Here is a 21,201-nt window from a genome sequence, read left to right on the forward strand (position 1 = left end):
CATGCAGCACCTCGACGCTGTGCTGACGGCCGGTTCAGCCCCGCGAGCGCGGGGAACACACCCTTGAGCATCATGGGCTCAACCGCGCCGCCGGTTCAGCCCCGCGAGCGCGGGGAACACGGCGGGTAGTGTCGGGCATGGCCACCTCGTGTCGGTTCAGCCCCGCGAGCGCGGGGAACACACGATGCACTGAGCGATACGCATGTCATAGTCCGGTTCAGCCCCGCGAGCGCGGGGAACACGCTGCTACGCCTACGTGGACCAACGTTCACGACGGTTCAGCCCCGCGAGCGCGGGGAACACTTCTCGATGACCGTCCGCGTAGCGTCCATGGCCGGTTCAGCCCCGCGAGCGCGGGGAACACATCGGCCGGCGCCCCGGTGCTCGTCGCCTACAACGGTTCAGCCCCGCGAGCGCGGGAAACACGAAGGGTTAGATCAAGGGGGCTTCGGCGCCGTCGGTTCAGCCCCGCGAGCGCGGGGAACACGGGTCGCGATGCGTCTGGTAACCAGCTGATCACCGGTTCAGCCCCGCGAGCGCGGGGAACACCTGCGCCGCTCATTGAATACCGCGCAAGCTGGCGGTTCAGCCCCGCGAGCGCGGGGAACACGATTTGCTACGCAAATACGTCTCGCCCGGTTTCGGTTCAGCCCCGCGAGCGCGGGGAACACTACTCGTTGCAGCGAAAAAGAAAATCAGTGAGCGGTTCAGCCCCGCGAGCGCGGGGAACACCTATTGCTCACCTGGCGAAATCTGCCGTCCTGCGGTTCAGCCCCGCGAGCGCGGGGAACACTTGCTGGCAACGCTGCGCACCGCATAGGCCGCCGGTTCAGCCCCGCGAGCGCGGGGAACAAGCGCCCCCGCCGCCAGTAACGTGCGAAGAATGCGGTTCAGCCCCGCGAGCGCGGGGAACACGTTCCTGAGAAGATACGCGGGTGTAGCCGAATAGGTTCAGCCCCGCGAGCGCGGGGAACACGGAACGCATCAGCTATCTGGAAAAAGAATTGGCGGTTCAGCCCCGCGAGCGCGGGGAACACTGTGCTGCTACAGGCACCACAGGGGCAGCAGCCGGTTCAGCCCCGCGAGCGCGGGGAACACCGCCACCAGAGCCGCGTTAGGAGCGGATGCGGCGGTTCAGCCCCGCGAGCGCGGGGAACACTGCCGCGCAGCGTGGACAGCGAGCCATTCAGGCGGTTCAGCCCCGCGAGCGCGGGGAACACGTTGAACAGGGCGCGCAGCAGCGACAGACTCACGGTTCAGCCCCGCGAGCGCGGGGAACACGACGCGGCCATTCTCTCGATCGGCGCCGTACGCGGTTCAGCCCCGCGAGCGCGGGGAACACGCCAACTCGGCCACGAAAATGACGATCCCAGGCGGTTCAGCCCCGCGAGCGCGGGGAACACTTGATCTGCTCTCCGCGCTCTTCGTACACTCGCGGTTCAGCCCCGCGAGCGCGGGGAACACGGCAACGCTCTGCACTATTTCATGGAGGGAAACGGTTCAGCCCCGCGAGCGCGGGGAACACCGCTCAGGCCACCGTCGCTGCGGAGATGGCCGCGGTTCAGCCCCGCGAGCGCGGGGAACACAATACCGATGACTCTCAATAATCATGAGGTGGCGGTTCAGCCCCGCGAGCGCGGGGAACACCCCACCACGTTTTTCAACCGGATGCGGCCCACCGGTTCAGCCCCGCGAGCGCGGGGAACACCACCGAAGACCGCAGCATGGTTCGCGCTCACTGCGGTTCAGCCCCGCGAGCGCGGGGAACACGCACGGGCGCCGGCGCCGAGCACAGTCCCAGCCGGTTCAGCCCCGCGAGCGCGGGGAACACACCAGAAAAGATTGCAGGACACCCGTGCTCGCCGGTTCAGCCCCGCGAGCGCGGGGAACACTATGCGAAACGCCATCTTAGCGCTTGTAATAGCGGTTCAGCCCCGCGAGCGCGGGGAACACTAGAACGGGACCTCCCAATCCGGATTAGCAGCCGGTTCAGCCCCGCGAGCGCGGGGAACACGACGGCAGCTACACGCCCGGCACATCGATCTGCGGTTCAGCCCCGCGAGCGCGGGGAACACGTGGAAGGCGTCGCGCTGGGTGATGATCTGGTCGGTTCAGCCCCGCGAGCGCGGGGAACACGGTATCGGGGATAGGCTGCAACTGGCCGCGTTCGGTTCAGCCCCGCGAGCGCGGGGAACACCACGGCTTACAGCGTGCTGCGCGCCAACTCGCCGGTTCAGCCCCGCGAGCGCGGGGAACACTCACGTTAAGTAGGAAACTCATGGACAGGACGCGGTTCAGCCCCGCGAGCGCGGGGAACACGTACCGCACACGCAAAGGGCTGGACACCAATCGCGGTTCAGCCCCGCGAGCGCGGGGAACACGATGCCAGCGCCATCGTTGATGGTGATTTTTCCGGTTCAGCCCCGCGAGCGCGGGGAACACGAAGTAATCCGTACCAGTTGGTACGAAGTACGCGGTTCAGCCCCGCGAGCGCGGGGAACACGTTGCACGGTGGCGTATGGCGCAGTCAATGTACGGTTCAGCCCCGCGAGCGCGGGGAACACTTCGATGTAGCCCACCACACGCACCTCCATGCCGGTTCAGCCCCGCGAGCGCGGGGAACACCAGTGAATAGAACGCGCCTGCTAGTGCGTCGTCGGTTCAGCCCCGCGAGCGCGGGGAACACGAATTTCACCGCGCACCAGCATTTGATCGTCGCGGTTCAGCCCCGCGAGCGCGGGGAACACTACCACGTAGTTGTGATGGCAGTTGATCGCTTCGGTTCAGCCCCGCGAGCGCGGGGAACACGACGAAGGATAGCCAGGCATACCATTAGAATTCGGTTCAGCCCCGCGAGCGCGGGGAACACAACCACGTGCGCATCGAAGGTTGATGGTCCAGCGGTTCAGCCCCGCGAGCGCGGGGAACACCCGGCGGCACGTCGGACAGAAAACGAAGGCCGCGGTTCAGCCCCGCGAGCGCGGGGAACACTTCCGCGAAAAGCTGCGGATAAGTCTCGCCTGCGGTTCAGCCCCGCGAGCGCGGGGAACACACCTTCCGACTATTACGAATATTTTTTCGAGCCGGTTCAGCCCCGCGAGCGCGGGGAACACCCGCCAGCAGCAGCGCCAGCAGTAATGCGCAGCGGTTCAGCCCCGCGAGCGCGGGGAACACGCACGCTGCTGCGCGGTCAGGCTCTTGCCGTACGGTTCAGCCCCGCGAGCGCGGGGAACACCCCATGTTTTTGAGCGCCTCCCAGTAGGAGAGCGGTTCAGCCCCGCGAGCGCGGGGAACACCGTATTACAACTCTGTACCAGACGGACAGAAGCGGTTCAGCCCCGCGAGCGCGGGGAACACTGATCCGCTCGATGCAATCCGCGATATCGTAGCGGTTCAGCCCCGCGAGCGCGGGGAACACACTAAATTCAACTTCCACATAGTGGCGAGAGACGGTTCAGCCCCGCGAGCGCGGGGAACACCCGCCGATCAAGCGATCACAGGTCGGTGATGGCGGTTCAGCCCCGCGAGCGCGGGGAACACCAGAAGGTTTGGAACCCCTGCGACAGCGGGAACGGTTCAGCCCCGCGAGCGCGGGGAACACGTGAGCGTCACCATGCGATCAGCACCAATGGTCGGTTCAGCCCCGCGAGCGCGGGGAACACTCAGTGGACACGTACACGTTTCCAGCGCTATCCGGTTCAGCCCCGCGAGCGCGGGGAACACGTTGCGGTGGACAGGTTGATTGCCGTCGAGGTCGGTTCAGCCCCGCGAGCGCGGGGAACACCTACGGTGCCACCGCTCGACATCGAGAAGATGCGGTTCAGCCCCGCGAGCGCGGGGAACACATTTCTCGAAGATGGGCAACATCAAAGTTGCCCGGTTCAGCCCCGCGAGCGCGGGGAACACATCGTTGCTGACCACGGTGGCGACGACACCCACGGTTCAGCCCCGCGAGCGCGGGGAACACGCGTTTGCGTAAGCATCCAATTTCTCTTGATGCGGTTCAGCCCCGCGAGCGCGGGGAACACCTGCTGGGCAGTATCGTGCCTGGCGTGCATTACGGTTCAGCCCCGCGAGCGCGGGGAACACGACGGCACGCAGCCGACCAAGCAACAGACGTGCGGTTCAGCCCCGCGAGCGCGGGGAACACGACGGCGGCAAGCGTTGTATCTCATTGGACAGCGGTTCAGCCCCGCGAGCGCGGGGAACACAGCCAGTTGCTGCAGGCGCGAGATGATGCCGCAGGTTCAGCCCCGCGAGCGCGGGGAACACTGATGCTCATATGGGTTTCCAATCCAAAAGGTCGGTTCAGCCCCGCGAGCGCGGGGAACACGACCAGACCAATCCGTTGCCGTCTCGCACCGGCGGTTCAGCCCCGCGAGCGCGGGGAACACCCGCGCCCATTCTCCACCGGCCTGCCCGCAGGCGGTTCAGCCCCGCGAGCGCGGGGAACACGAAACTGTCGTTCCGCAGTGGCTTTCTGGCGGCGGTTCAGCCCCGCGAGCGCGGGGAACACGAGCTAATCCGGCCCGTAAGCCAGATGCAGGACGGTTCAGCCCCGCGAGCGCGGGGAACACAACATGGCAGTAGCACTAAAGGAAGGAACGATCGGTTCAGCCCCGCGAGCGCGGGGAACACCCACTAACCGAGGCGCCAATGTTGATGATCCACGGTTCAGCCCCGCGAGCGCGGGGAACACCACGTCGACCAGCGCCGGCGAGGAATCGATCGCGGTTCAGCCCCGCGAGCGCGGGGAACACGCTGGTGAGCACGATATCCCTGATCCGCAACTCGGTTCAGCCCCGCGAGCGCGGGGAACACGTGCTGCTGGTGTGGGTTCATTGACGGTCGAGCGGTTCAGCCCCGCGAGCGCGGGGAACACCGCAAAGGTGCGTTTGCCACGGACGGATATGGCGGTTCAGCCCCGCGAGCGCGGGGAACACTTCGACCGCATCACCGGGCTACGTAGCAGTAACGGTTCAGCCCCGCGAGCGCGGGGAACACATCGGCGTCACGCGAGATATCACGGTCGTCGTCGGTTCAGCCCCGCGAGCGCGGGGAACACGCCGCAGTCCGAGCCGGACAAAAGCGGATCGTCGGTTCAGCCCCGCGAGCGCGGGGAACACCGCGTCGATGGTATCGGAAAACTCTGCTTTCCCGGTTCAGCCCCGCGAGCGCGGGGAACACTCCAATTATAAGTCCTTGAAAAATAAAAGAAAAACAGTACCTCTATTTTCCACCGATTTTTGCATTATTAAATTGTTAAAGATCTTGGCGCTATACATCATAGCAAATGGAGCCATGTGACGATACTTTGGTCTTGATTCGGGCAGCTGTTTAAGCTTGACAGCGCCTCACTGTCATGCGGTGAAAGATAGACAAAAGCTATCTGTAATTTGGTCACCGGCTAAGAAAGGCCAGCAGGAGCCCTGCTCGCTTCCGCCAGAAAACAAAAAACCGCCTCATGGGCGGTTTGTTTGTATCCTGGCGGAAACGGTGAGATTCGAACTCACGAACGGCGCAAACCGTCGGCAGTTTTCAAGACTGCTGCCATCAACCACTCGGCCACGTTTCCTGTCAGCGGGCATTATACAGAATCCACCCCGCTTTGGCGACGAAACCGCCCCACGCCCTACGTACCGACCGCAATTGCGAATGGTTCTCATTTTCTATATCATGCGCACCTCACCTAGCTCTTCACAAAACCACCATGACGCCTACCCGCCGCCCCCGCCGCCCCCGCTACTTCCTGCTCACCTACGCCCTGCCCCTGGCCTGCCTGCCCGGCCTGGCGATGGCGCAAGCGCAACCGGATGACGTGCAGGTGTTGCAGGCGGTGCAGATCACGGGCGCCCGCGCCGACGGCTTGCTGCCGACCACCACCGAGGCCGGCAGCTTTCGCGGCTCGAACATCATGGACGTGCCTTCCACCGTCAACGTGGTCACGCGCGAGCTGATCGATTTGCAGGCGGTGGGCGGCCTGTACGATGCGGTGCGCAATACTGCTGGCGTCACGCGCCAGCAAAACGGTGGCGACACCTGGGACCAACTGGTCATTCGCGGCATCGCGGTGGAAAACCGTACCAATTACCGCCTGAACGGATCCATGCCCGTCATGAACTTCTCGCAGGTGCCGATGGAAAACAAGGAGCGGGTGGAAGTGCTCAAGGGCGCTTCCGCCCTGTACTACGGCTTTACGTCGCCGGCCGGCGTGGTCAACTTTGTCACCAAGCGCGCGGGCAGTACGCCGGTGACCAGCGTGGGTCTGACGGTGGACCAGAACGGTACGGCGGTGGCCAATGCCGATGTGGGCCGCCGCTTTGGCGATCAGCAGCAGTTTGGCGTGCGCATCAATGCTGCCGGTGGCACGCTGGGCTCGTACCTGCGCGATGTGGGCAATGGCAATCGCAAGTTCATCTCGGCCGCGCTGGACTGGCGCGTGACCAACCGCCTGCTGCTCAAGGCCGATCTCGAACATGACCAGCGCCGCGTGACGGAGCAGGCGGGCGTGGCGCTGCCTGCCGCCGTCAATGGCGTGATCACGCTGCCGCGCGCGGTCGATCCGAAGGCGCTGATCGGTCCGGACTGGGCGCGCTTCGAAGCCACGACCAACAATGCCCAGTTGCGCGCCGACTATGCGCTGGCCGACGGCTGGGCCATGACCGTGGAGGCCGGCCACTCGCAAACCGCGCGCGACCGCACGCTGCCGATTTTCCGTTTGAATAACGCTGCTGCACTGGCCACCGGCGCCGGCCGCATTACCGGCAATATGCAGCACAGCGTCACCGGGTCCGACCTGCTGCGCGCCGAGGTGGTGGGCAATCTCCGGACCGGTCCGCTCAAGCACGAGCTGACGGTGGGCGTTGCCCGCACCGAAAAAACCCAGGACCCCATCTACCAGAGCAACTACACGATCGCGTCGCAAAACCTGTACAACCCGGTGGCGATTCCGCTCTCGAGCGTGATGTTCGGCGCCAGGCCCGCCACGCCGACCACGGCTGCGCTGAAAACGCGCGACCAGGGTATCTATGCGCTCGACCGTATCGAGTTCTCGCCGCAATGGCAAAGCGTGCTGGGCGTGCGTCACTCGTCGTACCGGAGCGACCAGGGCGCCACCCACTACGACGTGAGCAAGACCACGCCGATGGTGTCGCTGATCTATAAACTGTCGCCGCAGCTGTCGTTCTATGCGTCCGCCGCGCGCGGCCTGGAGGAAGGCGAAACCGGGCCTACCGGCACCGTCAACCAGAGCGTCAAGATGGCGCCCGGTGTGAGCAAGCAGAAGGAGCTCGGTACGCGCTGGCTGACCGCCAACGGCACGCTGGTGTCGGCCGCGCTGTTCGACATCAGCCGCCCCGGCTATTACACCAACGCCGCCAATTACTTTGTGGCCGACGGCGAGCAGCATTACCAGGGCCTGGAAATTTCCACCCAGGGCAAGCTCACGCGCCAGCTGTCGTGGCAGACGTCGGGCCAGTTGCTCAACCCGCAGTTCGAACACACGACCGCCGACTACAACGGCAAGGCGCCGGAAAATGCGTCCAAGCGCACGGCCAGCACCTTCCTGTCGTATGCGTTCGATGCCGTGCCCGGCCTGTCGGTCAACGGCGGCGCGTATTACTACAGCGCGCGCCCGGTCAACGATTTGAACCAGGCATTCCTGGGCGGCGTGACGCTGTTCAGCGCCGGTGCGCGTTACGTCAACCAGGTGATGGGTCGGCAGACCACGTGGCAGGTCAACGTGGAAAACCTGGGCGATAAGCAGTACTGGGCCGGCTCCGGTACCCGGCTGGCCGCCGGCGCGCCGCGCCTGATCAAGCTGAGCATGAAGGTGGACCTGTAACGAAGGCGCGCAAGAAGGTTATCTGTTGCCAGCGCTGCCGACCCGGTGGCGCAGCGCCGTCAGCGCGACGCCGGTTCAGGCGGCGCGCGTGGCGTGGCCCGGCGCCCAGTTCTCGCGCAGCGCCTGCTCGAAGGCGTCCGCCTCCAGCGGCTTGGCAAACAGATAGCCCTGCACTTCGTCGCAGCCGCTGTTTTTCAGGAAGGCCAGCTGCTCCACGGTTTCCACGCCTTCGGCAATCACCTTGTGCTTGAGCTGCTGGGCGATGCTGATGATGGTGTTGGCGATGGCGCAGTCGTTGGCGTCGCTCGGCAGGCCGATGGTGAACGACCGGTCGATTTTCAGGGTGTCGATCGGGAAGCGCTTCAGGTACGACAGGCTCGAGTAGCCGGTGCCGAAGTCGTCGAGCGAGAGCGTCACGCCGATGGCGGTGATGCGGTCCATGATGCCGATCACGCGGTCGATGTTGTGCATCAGCGTGCTTTCGGTAATTTCCAGCTCCAGCCAGGTTGGCTCCAGGCCGTAGCGGTCCAGCGTGTCCTGCACCCGGCCCGGCAGCGATGACGTGAATTCGCGCGCGGAGACGTTGACTGCCAGCCGGATCGGCGGCAGGCCGGCGTCTTTCCATTGCTTGGCTTGGGCGCAGGCCGCTTCCAGTACCCACTCCCCCACTTGCACCACCAGGCCGGTCGATTCGGCCAGCGGAATGAATTCGGACGGCGGTACCAGGCCGCGCACCGGGTGGCGCCAGCGCACCAGCGCTTCGGCGCCGATGATCCTGCCGTTCTCGATGCAGAACTTGGGCTGGTAGTGCAGCAGCAGTTCGCCGTTGCCGAGCGCGGCGCGCAGGCCGGTTTCGATGCGCATGCGTTCCTGCATGCCCTGGTTCATGTCCTGGCTGTAGAAGGCCACGTGGTCGCCGTCGCTGCCGCCCTCCTGCTTGGCGCGGTACATGGCGATGTCGGCCAGGCGCAGCAGGGTTTCGGCGTCGTCGCCGTCCTGCGGATAAACGCTGATGCCCACGCTGCCGCCCACGCGCAGGTCGTGGCCGTCGATGATGATCGGGCTGTTGAGCGTGGCCAGCAGCTTTTGCGCCACCATGCTCGCTTCGAAATGCTGGCCGATGTCGAACAGGCCCACGGCAAATTCGTCGCCGCCCAGGCGGGCCACCAGGTCCTGGTCGCGCAGCACGGTGCGGAAGCGGCGCGCCACTTCGCACAGCAGCGCGTCGCCGATCTTGCGGCCCAGCGTGTCGTTGATCAGCTTAAAACGGTTGAGGTCGATGAACAGCACGCAGCCGTGCAGGCGGCCGCGCTGGGCCACCATCAGCGCCTGGTCCACCAGCTTGGTCAGCAAGGTGCGGTTGGGCAGATTGGTCAGCGCGTCGTAATAGGCCAGGTGGTGGATACGCTCTTCCGCCATCTTGCGTTCGGTGATGTCGGTCAGGTACGCAATCAGGCCCACCGAGCGGCTGTTGGCGTCGCACAGCGGCGACAGCGACAGGCTGGCCCAGAAAATTTCCCCCGATTTCTTTTTGCGGCGCACTTCCATCAGGCGCCCGCCCTGCTCCACGAACGGGTCGTCGAAGCCCATGTCTTCGTCTTCGTACAGGAACAGGATGTTGCGGCCCACCGCTTCCACGGCGGTGTAGCCGAACAGCCGTTCGGCGCCCTTGTTCCAGCTGAGGATGAACCCGCTCATGTCCATCGTCACCACCGATTCGTGGATGTGGTCGAGGATTTGCGCCTGGTGCTGCAACTTCGCTTCCACCTGGCTGTACGCGTGGGTGCTGCGCTGGGCCAGCGAGTGCACTTGCAGCACGCTGCCGGTCAGCGTGGCCAGGCTGGCCAGGTGCTGGCGGTCGAGGTCGCTGTAGTCGAGGCGGCCCGAGACGGTGAAGCGGCCGAAGTATTTGCTGTCGAACCAGATATCCTGGGTGAGCGTGGGTACCGGCGCGTCGTTGGCGGCGTGGATTTCCGGCGCCGGCAGCTTGGCCAGCAGCGACGCAGCGTCGGCCGGTAAATATTCGCCGAGCGGACTGCCGGTCACGCTGCGCACGATGCGGCCCAGTTCCTCCACCAGCGCGTGGCCACGCAGTCGCAGCACGGCGTCGCAGAGGGCGGCGCTGTTGGCGATGAAATCCGTGACGGGGTGGCTGCGCATGGTCGTTACAGGCTCCGGCTGACCTGCAGCGCCCACTGGTGGGCTTCCAGCTGGGTCTGCCAGTATGTTTCGGCATCGATGCCGGCCTGGGCCAGCGCGGCGCGGTCGTGGCCTTCCACCAGCTTGAGCAGTTCTCCCAGCGGGCCGGCGCGGTCGAGCAAGGCCATCACCACGTCCAGGTCCAGGCTGAGGGCGGCGACGATTTCGGTCATCTCCATGCCGAGCAAGCGGTCCAGCAGCGAAAACACGCCAGCGACGAACGCCATGTCCTGCCGGTCGCGGTCGCCACCCTGGGAGCGCACCAGCGCTTCCATTTGTGCGGCGCGCACGGCGGCCAGCGGCAGCAGCGGGTTGGGCAGGCCGTCGTCCTGCTGGCGCGCGTACAGCAGCAGTTGCAGCCAGCGCTGCAACTGGCGCCGGCCCAGCACGTTGATGGCCTGGCTGAAGCTGTGCACGGGCGAACTGAGCGCGAACGCGGCCGAGTTGACCAGTTTTAACAGGTGGTACGACAGCGACGGGTCCTGCTTGAGCAGCACTTCGAGCTCGCGCGTATCGGCATCGCGCGCCAGCAAGCCCAGCAGCGCCAGCAGGCGCTTGCGCGAGGTGCCGTCGCCAGCGTTGTCGTGGTCCGGGTTGCTGGCAAAGTCGCCCATGAACCAGCTGAAACCGGCCTCGGCGCAAGCCACAATGCGCGCTTCGCTGGGCATATTGGTGGCAAGGTGCGGGCCAGGCTGGCCGATCAGGGCCACCACCGGCGGCAAGTCCACGGAAGCATCGACCATCAGCGAACGGGCGCTGCACAGGGTGGCGGCCGAGCCCGGCGCCACGCCGTCGGTCATGGTGCGGTAGCCGGCGTCGGCCAGGGTGGCCAGTTTTTTCTGTATCGCCGGATCGACGCAGGCAGCGGCCGGCACCCGCAGGATCACGCGGTTAGGCGGCAAGGTGGACAGTTGCGACATTTCCAGCCGGGCTGGTGCGGCCACCGGCACGATCACGTCGAGCGGCGCCAGCAGGTCGAACACCGCCGGGGTTTTGAGCAGGGTCAGTGCGTCCTGAAACGGGTCGGTAACTTCAGCACCGTCGTGCCCGGCAGGGGTGAGCACCAACGCCACCCAGGCGTAGCGGGCGTCGGAGACTGCCTGGAGTTCCGCGAGTGGGAATGGTTTATTTTCAGGCGCAGACATCAAGTTCTCTTTGAAGGTTCGGCGCGCGTTGTTCGGACCCTGTGCGATGTGCCATATGACGAGTAGTGAGCCAACTTACAGGATGGGAAACATTTTATATTTTTACACAATTGCTCTTTTCCAAGCAGTCCGAATATAGCAGATATTGCCCCAGAAACACGGAATATTAGAAAGAGCTTAATACTATTAGGAAAGTGACTCTAAAGTGTTGCATACATACAAATCAAAGACACTATTGCGCGTGCTGCACTGCGAAGCGTATCAGTTCGGCCTGCCCTTCGATGCCCAGCTTGCGCTTGATGTTGAGGCGGTGGGTTTCCACCGTGCGCACCGACAAGTCGAGTGCGCGGGCGATCTGCTTGTTCGATTCGCCGTTGGCGATATGGCGCAGCACTTCGTGCTCGCGCGAGGTCAGCTGGTTGTCCTGGTTCTGCGGCTGGGCCAGCTGGCGCGCCAGCGCGGCACTGTAATAAATCCCGCCCGACATCACGGTTTCGATCGCCACCACGATGTCCTTGCCCGGCGCATCTTTCAGTACATAGCCGCGCGCGCCGGCCTGGATCGCCTGCGACACGTACTCGAGCTTGTCGTGCATGGACAGGATCAGCACGGCAATGCGGGGGAACGCCTGCTTGAACTGGGCGGTCGCTTCGATGCCGTTGGCGCCGCGCATATTGATGTCCATGAGGACCAGGTCGATGGCGTGGCGGCCCGCCTGCTCCAGCGCTTCGGCGGCGCCGCCAGCTTCGGCCACCACCTCGAATTGCGGCATCGCCTCCAGACGGGCGCGCAGGCCGTCGCGTACCAGGGGGTGGTCATCGACCAGCAGGATTTTGATAGGTGTTGTCATAGTCATTTAGCTGTTATAGGCGGCGTAAGCCGTGAGGACGGTGCCGTCAGTGGAGGACACGATCTCGAAACGGCCGCCGATGGCGTCCATCCGTTCCATCATATTGCGCAGGCCGATGCCGTGCTTGGGGTGCAGTGCGATGCTTTCTGCATCAAAACCGTTGCCGTCGTCGCTGATGCGCAAGGTCACCCCGGCGGCGGTGCCGGTCAGGCGGATGCCGATGTGCCTGGCGCCGGCGTGGCGTTCGATGTTGGTGAGCGCTTCCTGCGCTACCCGGAACAGCACGGTATTGGCCACGTCCGACAGGGCATCGACCGCGCCCGTGGTATCGAAGTGTACCGGGGTTCCCGAACTGAGCGTGTACTCCTGGCCCAGGTGGTGCAGCGCGGCGGCCAGGCCCAGGTCGTCGAGGATGGCCGGGCGCAGGTTGTGCGATATGCGGCGCACCTCGCCCATCACGTTGCTCAATTGGTCGGCCGCGTGCTCGAACACGGCGGTGGCGGCCTGGCGCTGTTCGGGTTTCGGCGACGCCAGCCGGATCATGCCCGCCTCGATCTGCAGCTTGATCGACACCAGCCACTGGCTGATGCCATCGTGCAGGTCGCGCGACAGCCGGGCCCGCTCTTCTTCCTGCGACTCCACCACGCGCTGCGCCAGTACCTTGAGCTTGGCGTCGGCCACCCGGTGTTCGCTGACGTTCAGCGCCAGCCCGGCGCCGGCCACCACCAGCGCCGCGGCAATTGCGATCAGGGCGATCCACAGCATGGTGTTGTGGATGTTGCCGGACTGCTGGGTGTCGATCTGCGCCAGCGCCCGATCGACGTCGTCGAGATAAATGCCGGTGCCCATCATCCAGCCCCAGTTTGGCATGGCAATCACGTAGCCGAGCTTGGCCACCGCTTTCTGGGTCGAGGGCTTGACCCACATGTAGCGCTCCAGCCCGCCACCGCTGCGCGCGCGCTGCAGCAGGTTCTGGATGGTGGGCCGGCCCAGCGCATCGCGCATCTCGAACAGGTTTTTGCCTACCAGGTCGGGCTGGCGCGGATGCATCAGGGTGTTGCCCTGCATATCGTAGAGGAAGAAATAGCCATCGTCGCCATAGCTGAGCGATTCGAGGATGCGCTTGGCTTCGTTGCGGGTGGCCTCGTCGTTGCGGCCCGAATTGTACAAATGCGAAATGGAGTGGGTGGCCAGCGCCACGTAGTGCTTGAGTTCGGCCTCCTTGCTGCTCAGGTAGGCTTGCTGGATGGTGTCGCGCTGCTGCTGCGCCAGCAAGGCGGACTGGTGCTGCACCGCCAGTGCGATGGCGCACAGGGCGAAGATCAGCGGCGTAATGGCCAGGAAGATGACTTTTTGCCGCAACTTCATGAGGGTATTCCCATCGAATTTTGTATAGACGAGATTTTACGCCTCCCCGCGCCCTCACCCCTACGTAGAAATACGCAACACAGCTGCGTAATCCTGCGCTTGCTTCAATTATGTAATTCGTGAATACTCGCCATAAGCTGCCGCGATGCCGAATTGGCAAGAGCAGCCCCCATCCTTGGAGGAAGCATGACACCTGTTCCAACCGCACCCCAGACACTCGGCGCCAAGCTGGGCTGGGCCGTCGTCGCCTTGCTCGGCGCTTCCGCACTGGGCTTTATTGCCTTGAAGCGCGGCGAGTCGATCAGCGCCATCTGGATCGTGATTGCCGCCGTGTGCGTCTATCTGATCGCCTACCGTTACTACAGCCTGTACATCGCCAAGAACGTGCTCGGGCTCGACGCCAGGCGACTGACGCCGGCGCAACGCCTCAATGACGGCCTCGACTACGTCCCCACCAACAAGAACGTGCTGTTCGGTCACCACTTTGCCGCCATTGCCGGCGCCGGTCCCCTGGTCGGGCCAGTCCTGGCCGCGCAGATGGGCTACCTGCCCGGCATGCTGTGGATCCTGGCCGGCGTGGTCTTCGCCGGCGCGGTGCAGGATTTTATTATCCTGTTCATTTCCATGCGCCGCGACGGCCGCTCGCTGGGCGACCTGATCAAATCCGAACTCGGACAAATTCCCGGCATGATCGCCCTGCTGGGCACCTTCATGATCATGGTGATCATCCTGGCCGTGCTGGCGCTGATCGTCGTAAAAGCCCTCACCCATTCGCCGTGGGGCAGCTTCACGGTGATTGCCACCATCCCGATCGCGCTGTTCATGGGCGTGTACTCGCGCTTTATCCGCGTGGGCCGCATCGGCGAAGTGTCGATCATCGGTTTTGTGCTGCTGATGGCTGCCATCTTCGGCGGCCAGTACGTGCAGGAACACCCGGCCCTGGCGCCGATGTTCGACTTCACCGGCACCGAGCTGACCTGGATGCTGATCGGCTACGGCTTCGTGGCGTCGGTGCTGCCGGTATGGCTGCTGCTGGCCCCGCGTGACTACCTGTCCACCTTCCTCAAGATCGGCACCATCGTCGGCCTGGCCGTGGGCATTATCGTGGTGGCCCCTTACCTGAAAATGCCGGCCATGACCAAGTTCATCGACGGCACCGGCCCGGTCTGGTCGGGCACCTTGTTCCCGTTCCTGTTCATCACCATCGCTTGCGGCGCCGTGTCCGGCTTCCACGCGCTGATCGCTTCGGGCACCACGCCCAAGATGATCGAAAACGAAACCCACGCCCGCTACATCGGCTACGGCGCCATGCTGATGGAATCGTTTGTTGCCATCATGGCGCTGGTCGCTGCTTCGACCATCGAGCCCGGCATCTACTTCGCCATGAACAGCCCGGCCGCGCTGATCGGCACCACGCCAGAATCGGCCGCTGCAGCCATTTCGCAATGGGGCTTCTACGTGACGCCGGAAATGCTGGTGCAAACCGCCAAGGACGTTGGCGAGCACAGCATCATCTCGCGTGCCGGTGGCGCGCCGACCCTGGCGGTGGGCATGGCCCACATCCTGTCGAGCGTGATCGGCGGCCAGGCCATGATGGCGTTCTGGTACCACTTCGCGATCCTGTTCGAGGCGCTGTTCATCCTCACCGCCGTCGATGCCGGTACCCGCGCCGGCCGCTTCATGCTGCAAGACCTGATGGGCGCGTTCGTACCGGCCATGAAACAGACCGAAAACACGTTTGCCAACCTGGTCGCCACCGGCTTGTGCGTGGCGGCGTGGGGCTACTTCCTGTACCAGGGCGTGGTCGATCCGCTGGGCGGCATCAACACCTTGTGGCCGCTGTTCGGTATCGCCAACCAGATGCTGGCGGCCATCGCGCTGATGCTTGGTACCTGCGTGCTGTTCAAGATGAAGCGCGGCAAATTCGCATGGGTGACCATCGTGCCGACCATCTGGCTGCTGCTGTGCACGCTGACCGCAGGCTGGCAGAAAATGTTCCATGCCGATCCAAAAATCGGTTTCCTGGCGCATGCCTCGAAGTACCAGGCAGCGATTGACGAAGGCAAGATCCTGGCACCGGCCAAGTCGCTGGCGCAGATGCAGCAAGTGGTCTTCAACGATTACCTTGATGCGGGCCTGGCCGGATTCTTCGTGATCGTCGTGCTGAGCGTGCTGGTGTTCGGCATCCGCACCGTGCTCAAGGCGCGTGCCAGCAGCCTGCCGACGGTCAACGAAAGTCCGTTGGTTCTGGCGAAGGCGCAGTAATGTTAGGCGACATCGCCAAGGCCGGCCGTTACCTCGGGCAGAGCATGCGCCTGATGATGGGCCTGCCTGATTACGACACGTATGTCAGCCACCGGGAGGTGACCCATCCGGGCGAGCCGGTGATGACGTACGAGGAGTTTTTCAAGGAGCGGCAAGAAGCCCGCTACGGCGGGGCCGGAAAGCGCGGCGGTTGTTGCTAGGCTCCATGGCATCAATAAAAACGGCATTGTTCGCAATGCCGTTTTTTTTTCGTTTCCTCGGGAACTTTTTGGCGCGTGCGTCGTCAAATAAGCTCAGCCACACAGATGGCTACTTCCGGGAGACACATGACATCCTCATTTTCCTATGACAATGCCTTTGCCCGTAACATCGGCTGGGTGACCCATGCCGAGCAATCGGTGTTGCGCGACAAGCGCGTGGCGATAGCCGGGCTCGGCGGTGTTGGCGGCGTGCATTTGCTCACGCTGGCGCGCCTGGGCATCGGCAATTTTCACGTGGCCGATTTCGATACCTTCGATGTCGCCAATTTCAATCGCCAGGTGGGCGCTACCGTCTCCACGCTGGGCCAGCCAAAGGCCGAGGTGCTGGTGCGCATGGCGCGCGATATCAATCCCGACATCAACATCATCAGCTTCCCCGACGGCGTCAACCAGGACAATCTGCTCAAGTTTTTGCTGGGCGTGGACCTGTATGTCGATGGCCTCGATTTCTTTGCCTTTGCGGCGCGCCAGGCCACCTTTGCTGCCTGCGCGGCGCGCCACATTCCCGCCATTACCGCCGCCCCGCTGGGCATGGGTACCGCTGTGCTCAACTTTTTGCCGGGCCAGATGACGTTCGAGGAATATTTTTGCTGGGGTGACCTGTCCGAGCGCGAAAAGGCGCTGCGCTTCCTGATCGGCCTGGCGCCGGCCGGCTTGCATGGCGACTACCTGGTCGATCCGTCCACCATCAACCTGGCGGAACAGCGCGGCCCATCGACCATCATGGGATGCGAGCTGTGCGCCGGTGCGGCCGCCACCGAGGCGTTGAAAATCCTGCTCAACCGGGGCGAAGTGCTGGCCGCGCCGTACGGTTACCAGTTCGACGCCTACCGCAACAAGCTCACCCGCACCTACCGCCCCGGCGGCAACCGCCATCCGTTGCAGCGCATTGCCATGATGCTGGCGCGCCGGCGCATGGCCGAGGCGGCTTCATGAAGCCGCCGCAAACGCTTGATCCGACGCTGGAAAAAATCCTCGATCTGGCGCGCTGGGCGCCCAGCGGCGACAACACCCAGCCGTGGCGTTTTGAGATACTCGATGCGCGCCGGCTGGTCGTGCACGGCCACGACACGCGCGACCATTGCGTGTATGACCTCGACGGCCACCCTAGCCAACTCTCGATCGGCGCCCTGCTCGAGACCATGGCAATTGCCGCCAGCACGCTCGGCTTGACCACCCAAATCTTTCCCCACGTGGACGCGCCGGCCCACCGCCCGACACTCACTGTCGAATTCAGCGACGATGCGGCACTGGCGTCCGATCCATTGGCCGCGCACATTCTGGCGCGCAGCGTGCAGCGGCTGCCGCTGAGCCGGCGCGCGCTCACGGCCAGCGAGAAGGCAGCACTGACCGCCACGCTGCCGGCCGGCTACGAGGTCATCTGGCTGGAAGGAAAGCAGCGCACGGCTGCGGCCGGCTTGATGTTCCGCAATGCCAAGCTGCGCCTGACCATGCCCGAGGCCCATCAGGTGCACCAGGCCGTGATCGAGTGGAATGCGCGCCACAGTGCCGATCGCATGCCCGACCGCGCGCTTGGCGTCGATCCCTTCACCGCAAAAATGATGCGCTGGGTGATGCACGACTGGCGCCGTGTCGAGTTTTTTAACACCTGGCTGGCGGGCACGGTGGCGCCGCGTTTGCAGATGGACCTGATCCCCGGCCTGGCCTGCGCCGCCCACTTCGTGCTGGCGGCGCCCCATCATCCGCACCGGATTGCCGACTACCTTGCTGCCGGGCGCGCCATGCAGCGTTTCTGGCTTACGGCCACGTCGCTGGGCCTGCAGTTGCAGCCGGAACTGACGCCCCTGATTTTCTCGCGCTACGTGCGCGACGGCCGGGTGTTTTCCGGCACGCGCGGCATGCAGCAGCGCGCTGCCACGCTGTCGCGCGAGGCCGAGCAACTGGTGGGCAAGCCCGTGTGGGAGCGCGCCGTCTTCATGGGCCGCATCGGCGCCGGACCGCCTGCACAGGCGCGCTCGCTGCGCCGGCCGCTGGCCGAGTTGATCATTGCGCCGTAACCAGCGACACCTCTTCGTCACGCGGCAAGTAACGAGCAATAGCTAGCGCGCCACCATCATCAAGTTGTCATCGAGCGGACCACCATGCGAGCGATTCCTCTGCATCATATCGTTGTATTCCTGTGCCTGCTGTGTGCAAGCCTAGCGCTGGCGGCCGCCAGTGCGGCCGGTCTGGCGCTGCTGCCGCTGGGCGACTTTCGCGGCGTGCTGGTCGTGCTGGCCGGCGTGCTGCTGCTGTACCTGTATGCCTTCGTGGTGTACCGCCTGTTCTTGCGACTGCTGCCGCTGCGCGAGGGCGAGGTGGCGCCGGGATCGCAACACGAGCTCATCGCCAACGTCAACATGCTGTTCTACCTGCTGCTGTTCAACTCGCTGGTGCGGTCGCACGTGGTGCCGGTGCCGCTGATGCGGCTGGTGTACCTGGCGCTGGGCGCGCGGCTGGGCACGAATACCTATAGCGCCGGCGCGCTGCTCGATCCGCCGCTCACGCGCATCGGCAGCAACACCATCATCGGCCATGACGCCGTGATCTTCGCCCACGTGATCGAAGGCGAGCGGCTCGAGCTCAAGGCCGTCGTCATCGGCAACACCGTCACCATCGGCGCCACGGCAGTCATCATGGCCGGGGTGCATATCGGCGACCATGCCATTGTCTCGGCCGGTGCAGTGGTCACCAAGGATACCCGGATCGGCGCCGGCGAGGTGTGGGGTGGCATCCCGGCGCGGCGCCTCAGGGCTGCGCCGGGCGCGCCTGTTGAATTGTGACGGATTTTTTTACACTGCACCACGCCATCAAGCGCCGCATGCGCGCAAGTACTTGATTCCACAGCGATCCCAAGCACTGGCAAGGCTTTTGCTCAAGAGCTGGCATGGTCCCGATTTCCGGGTGCCACCTACCTCTGGGAGCAACCATGAAAACATGCAAAACCGCGCTGGCCGCCGCAACGATCGCGGCCGCACTGGCCGCCCCGCTCACCGCCAGCGCCGGCCCCGTGGTCGGGTTCGATCCGACCGGCACCGGCAACTACAGCGTCTATGCCGACCTGTGGACCAACGTTACCGATACCGGCCTGGCCACCGGCTTCATTCCCGGCATCACCGTCGGGCCCGGCGGCGCTGCGCCGTACCTGACCGAGCTGCGTTCGCAGATGGTGGTTGGAACCATGTCCAACAGTAATATCCCGGCCATCGTCACCCCACCCGGCCTCAACCAGACGTTTGAAATCAGCAAAGTCGTGCGCTTCCAGGAGCTGGTCGATTTGCAGACACCCACCACCGCGCACTTCACCCTGCCGCCATCGCAATCGGCCGCCATGGACGTCGATCCGCTGCGTGCCGGCGTGCAGAACCTGGCCATCTATTTCGATCAGATCACGCCCGGCGTCGGCAGCAGTAAATCCGTGCCCGGCAATGGCGTGGGCTCCGTAGCCTGCTATGGCACCGGCTCCACCTCGGCCGGCTGCGGCACGGCGCCCGGCGACCCGGACGGTGACGGCATCATCATCCTGTCGGGCCACCTGGTGTTCAACGACGCCAGCTTCACGGCCACCGGCGCCGTCGGCACCGGTTCGTTCGATGCCCGCTTCGTGATCGACTACGTCGATGCCAACTACCTCGACATCGTCACCGGCTCGATCTTCCAGGACAAGACCACCGGCACCACCAACGTGCCATCGTTCTTCACCCCCACCATGATGTGGGACGGCAGCACGCCCACCACGGTACCGTTCCTGAAGGTCGATTCGTCGCAAACCTTTGCCGCGCTGGCCGTGCCTGAACCGGCCACGCTGGCCATCATGGGCCTGGGCTTTGCCGGACTGGCGCTGACGCGCCGTAAGTCCGGCGCCAAAGACGCGAAGATGGCCGGTGGCGCCGGCCTCTGCCCAGCATAGTTTCAAGCCGTGCCAGCGGCTGCGTTGGGCGGATCGGGCGCCAGCCTGATCCGCCCTTTTTTTATGGGACTCGCAACCGGTCCAGCAACGACGCCAGTTGCCTGCCTGCGTCGTAGCCGGCGAAGTGTCCCGCCAGCCGCAACGCCGCCGCACGCGGCTCGGCCTGGCTCAGCAGCGCCAGCGCAGCCTCGCGCACGGCCGCTTCGCTCAAACGGTCGGAACGCAGCAAGCGCCCGGCGCCGCAGGCCAGCACGCCCGCCATGTTCAGATACTGGTCGAGATTGCCGGCGATGCCCAGCACCGGTACGCCTGCCACCAGCGCCTGCTGGCACGTGGGACTGCCGCCGTTGCACACCACCAGTTGCGCGCGCCGCGCCGCCGCCGCGCCTGGCAGGTACGGCGCCACCCGCGCATTGGCCGGCACCGACTGCGGGCTGGCGCCGCCGGCCGTGGCGGCAATTACCGTCACCGGCAACGACGCCAGCGCCTGCAACACAAGCGGCAACACCTGGCCCGCGCCCGAACTGCCCAGCGTCACGTACACGACCGGCGGCCCGGCATCGAGTTCGTCCCACCACGCCGGCAGCGGCGTCGGTGGCGACCAGGTGACCGCCCCCATGTAAGCGTGAGAGGATGGCAAATCATTCGAGGGAAACATCTGCGGAATATCGGCATATAGCACGTGGTCGGCGTCGGTGTACACGCGCCGCAGGTCCGTCCCCAGCGACGGCAGCCCATGTGCGCGCCGCACCCGGTTGAGCGGCCGGCTGTGCAAGGCGAACGCCAGCGGCTGTACCAGCCGGAACAGGCGATCAGCGAGTGCGATGGGCAGCACGCGCGCAAACGGCAGCGCCGGCACCTGGTAAAGCTGGCGCACGTAGGGGCTCCAGTAGGCGTTGATCAGGCTGATGTACGGGATGCCGGCCAGCCGTGCGCTCACCGACAGCGACAACCTGAAATCGCCGACTACCACCTGCGGCTGCACCGCCCCGAGCACGCGCAGATCATCGGCCACGTACTGTTGCAAAGTGGCCGCATCGTACACAGGTTTTCCCGCCGCCAGCGCGGCCAGAAAGCGTTCGCTGGAAATGCTGTGCAAACGCAGGGGATCGATATTGCTGCCCTTGAAAAACATGTCGTAGCCGGACGCACACGCCACGTCCACCGCGTAGCGGGCAGGGTCCAGCGCTTGCGCCAGCGCCAAGGGGCGGCCCACGTGCGCCAAGGTTACGGCCTCGGCCATGAACAGGACTTTTTGTCGTTCCATCGTCATCAGCTTGCGTTGCCTTTGCCTGTGTTGTTTGAGATAGCGCAAACGTGCCCTGTTTAGATATAGATCAATATCGTTCTGACCTCAAGCC

12 protein-coding genes, 1 tRNA gene and 1 CRISPR repeat array (1 of these 14 running past the window's edge) are annotated in these 21,201 nt (G+C 64.7%); of the genes, 7 read left to right on the plus strand and 6 right to left on the minus strand.

Going from position 1 to position 21,201, the window contains the following annotated elements; translation table 11 throughout:
• Window positions 1–5,187: direct repeats of the CRISPR family, unit length 29 nt; unit sequence CGGTTCAGCCCCGCGAGCGCGGGGAACAC; it begins 635 nt to the left of the window's first position.
• Window positions 5,188–5,485: 298 nt separating this feature from the next.
• Window positions 5,486–5,575, minus strand: a tRNA-Ser gene (locus F8197_RS08270).
• A 135-nt stretch (window positions 5,576–5,710) separates the two neighbouring features.
• Between F8197_RS08270 and F8197_RS08275 the strand changes: the two genes are divergently transcribed.
• Window positions 5,711–7,843, plus strand: coding sequence for a TonB-dependent siderophore receptor (locus F8197_RS08275; protein ID WP_152881482.1), 2,133 nt, complete (start codon window positions 5,711–5,713; stop codon window positions 7,841–7,843).
• 75 nt (window positions 7,844–7,918) lie between these two features.
• Here the strand turns inward: F8197_RS08275 and F8197_RS08280 are convergent, their stop codons facing one another.
• From F8197_RS08280 to F8197_RS08295, 4 genes are all read right to left on the minus strand, one after another.
• The gene (locus F8197_RS08280) at window positions 7,919–10,003 is read right to left on the minus strand and encodes a bifunctional diguanylate cyclase/phosphodiesterase (protein ID WP_152881483.1); all 2,085 of its coding nucleotides are present in this window, start codon (window positions 10,001–10,003) and stop codon (window positions 7,919–7,921) included.
• 5 nt (window positions 10,004–10,008) lie between these two features.
• Window positions 10,009–11,187, minus strand: a complete 1,179-nt coding sequence (locus F8197_RS08285) for an EAL and HDOD domain-containing protein (protein WP_152881484.1) — start codon at window positions 11,185–11,187, stop codon at window positions 10,009–10,011.
• A 232-nt stretch (window positions 11,188–11,419) separates the two neighbouring features.
• A complete protein-coding gene (locus F8197_RS08290; RefSeq protein ID WP_152881485.1) occupies window positions 11,420–12,037 on the minus strand; it encodes a response regulator transcription factor in 618 nt (205 codons plus the stop codon).
• A 6-nt stretch (window positions 12,038–12,043) separates the two neighbouring features.
• Entirely contained in the window at window positions 12,044–13,405 is a 1,362-nt protein-coding gene (locus F8197_RS08295; protein ID WP_152881486.1) for a cache domain-containing protein, read from the minus strand.
• Window positions 13,406–13,591: 186 nt separating this feature from the next.
• Between F8197_RS08295 and F8197_RS08300 the strand changes: the two genes are divergently transcribed.
• From F8197_RS08300 to F8197_RS08325, 6 genes are all read left to right on the plus strand, one after another.
• Window positions 13,592–15,670, plus strand: coding sequence for a carbon starvation CstA family protein (locus F8197_RS08300; protein WP_152881487.1), 2,079 nt, complete (start codon window positions 13,592–13,594; stop codon window positions 15,668–15,670).
• Window positions 15,670–15,870: a YbdD/YjiX family protein gene (locus F8197_RS08305; protein ID WP_019922558.1), complete on the plus strand. Its 201-nt coding sequence runs from the start codon at window positions 15,670–15,672 to the stop codon at window positions 15,868–15,870. The genes F8197_RS08300 and F8197_RS08305 overlap by 1 nt, the downstream gene beginning before the upstream one ends.
• A gap of 126 nt (window positions 15,871–15,996) precedes the next feature.
• The gene (locus tag F8197_RS08310; protein ID WP_152881488.1) at window positions 15,997–16,866 is read left to right on the plus strand and encodes a ThiF family adenylyltransferase; all 870 of its coding nucleotides are present in this window, start codon (window positions 15,997–15,999) and stop codon (window positions 16,864–16,866) included.
• Window positions 16,863–17,948 (plus strand): nitroreductase family protein, encoded by a 1,086-nt coding sequence (locus F8197_RS08315; protein ID WP_152881489.1) that lies wholly within the window; start codon window positions 16,863–16,865, stop codon window positions 17,946–17,948. The genes F8197_RS08310 and F8197_RS08315 overlap by 4 nt, the downstream gene beginning before the upstream one ends.
• Before the next feature lie 84 nt (window positions 17,949–18,032).
• Complete coding sequence (locus F8197_RS08320) at window positions 18,033–18,713, plus strand: DapH/DapD/GlmU-related protein (protein WP_152881490.1); 681 nt, start codon at window positions 18,033–18,035, stop codon at window positions 18,711–18,713.
• Between the two features lie 146 nt (window positions 18,714–18,859).
• Window positions 18,860–19,840, plus strand: coding sequence for a PEP-CTERM sorting domain-containing protein (locus F8197_RS08325; RefSeq protein WP_152881491.1), 981 nt, complete (start codon window positions 18,860–18,862; stop codon window positions 19,838–19,840).
• Between the two features lie 61 nt (window positions 19,841–19,901).
• Here the strand turns inward: F8197_RS08325 and F8197_RS08330 are convergent, their stop codons facing one another.
• Window positions 19,902–21,107 (minus strand): glycosyltransferase, encoded by a 1,206-nt coding sequence (locus tag F8197_RS08330; protein ID WP_227012161.1) that lies wholly within the window; start codon window positions 21,105–21,107, stop codon window positions 19,902–19,904.
• Window positions 21,108–21,201 lie beyond the last annotated feature (94 nt).

The organism is Duganella sp. FT27W, from assembly GCF_009295655.1.
GTDB classification, from domain to species: Bacteria; Pseudomonadota; Gammaproteobacteria; order Burkholderiales; family Burkholderiaceae_D; genus Rugamonas; species Rugamonas zoogloeoides.

Excerpts from the sequence above, each read along its gene's own strand:
- F8197_RS08275 (WP_152881482.1), top strand. The coding sequence starts at position 5,711 with ATGACGCCTACCCGCCGCCCCCGCCGCCCCCGCTACTTCCTGCTCACC.
- F8197_RS08280 (WP_152881483.1), bottom strand. The coding sequence starts at position 10,003 with ATGCGCAGCCACCCCGTCACGGATTTCATCGCCAACAGCGCCGCCCTC.
- F8197_RS08285 (WP_152881484.1), bottom strand. The coding sequence starts at position 11,187 with ATGTCTGCGCCTGAAAATAAACCATTCCCACTCGCGGAACTCCAGGCA.
- F8197_RS08290 (WP_152881485.1), bottom strand. The coding sequence starts at position 12,037 with ATGACAACACCTATCAAAATCCTGCTGGTCGATGACCACCCCCTGGTA.
- F8197_RS08295 (WP_152881486.1), bottom strand. The coding sequence starts at position 13,405 with ATGAAGTTGCGGCAAAAAGTCATCTTCCTGGCCATTACGCCGCTGATC.
- F8197_RS08300 (WP_152881487.1), top strand. The coding sequence starts at position 13,592 with ATGACACCTGTTCCAACCGCACCCCAGACACTCGGCGCCAAGCTGGGC.
- F8197_RS08305 (WP_019922558.1), top strand. The coding sequence starts at position 15,670 with ATGTTAGGCGACATCGCCAAGGCCGGCCGTTACCTCGGGCAGAGCATG.
- F8197_RS08310 (WP_152881488.1), top strand. The coding sequence starts at position 15,997 with ATGACATCCTCATTTTCCTATGACAATGCCTTTGCCCGTAACATCGGC.
- F8197_RS08315 (WP_152881489.1), top strand. The coding sequence starts at position 16,863 with ATGAAGCCGCCGCAAACGCTTGATCCGACGCTGGAAAAAATCCTCGAT.
- F8197_RS08320 (WP_152881490.1), top strand. The coding sequence starts at position 18,033 with ATGCGAGCGATTCCTCTGCATCATATCGTTGTATTCCTGTGCCTGCTG.
- F8197_RS08325 (WP_152881491.1), top strand. The coding sequence starts at position 18,860 with ATGAAAACATGCAAAACCGCGCTGGCCGCCGCAACGATCGCGGCCGCA.
- F8197_RS08330 (WP_227012161.1), bottom strand. The coding sequence starts at position 21,107 with ATGGAACGACAAAAAGTCCTGTTCATGGCCGAGGCCGTAACCTTGGCG.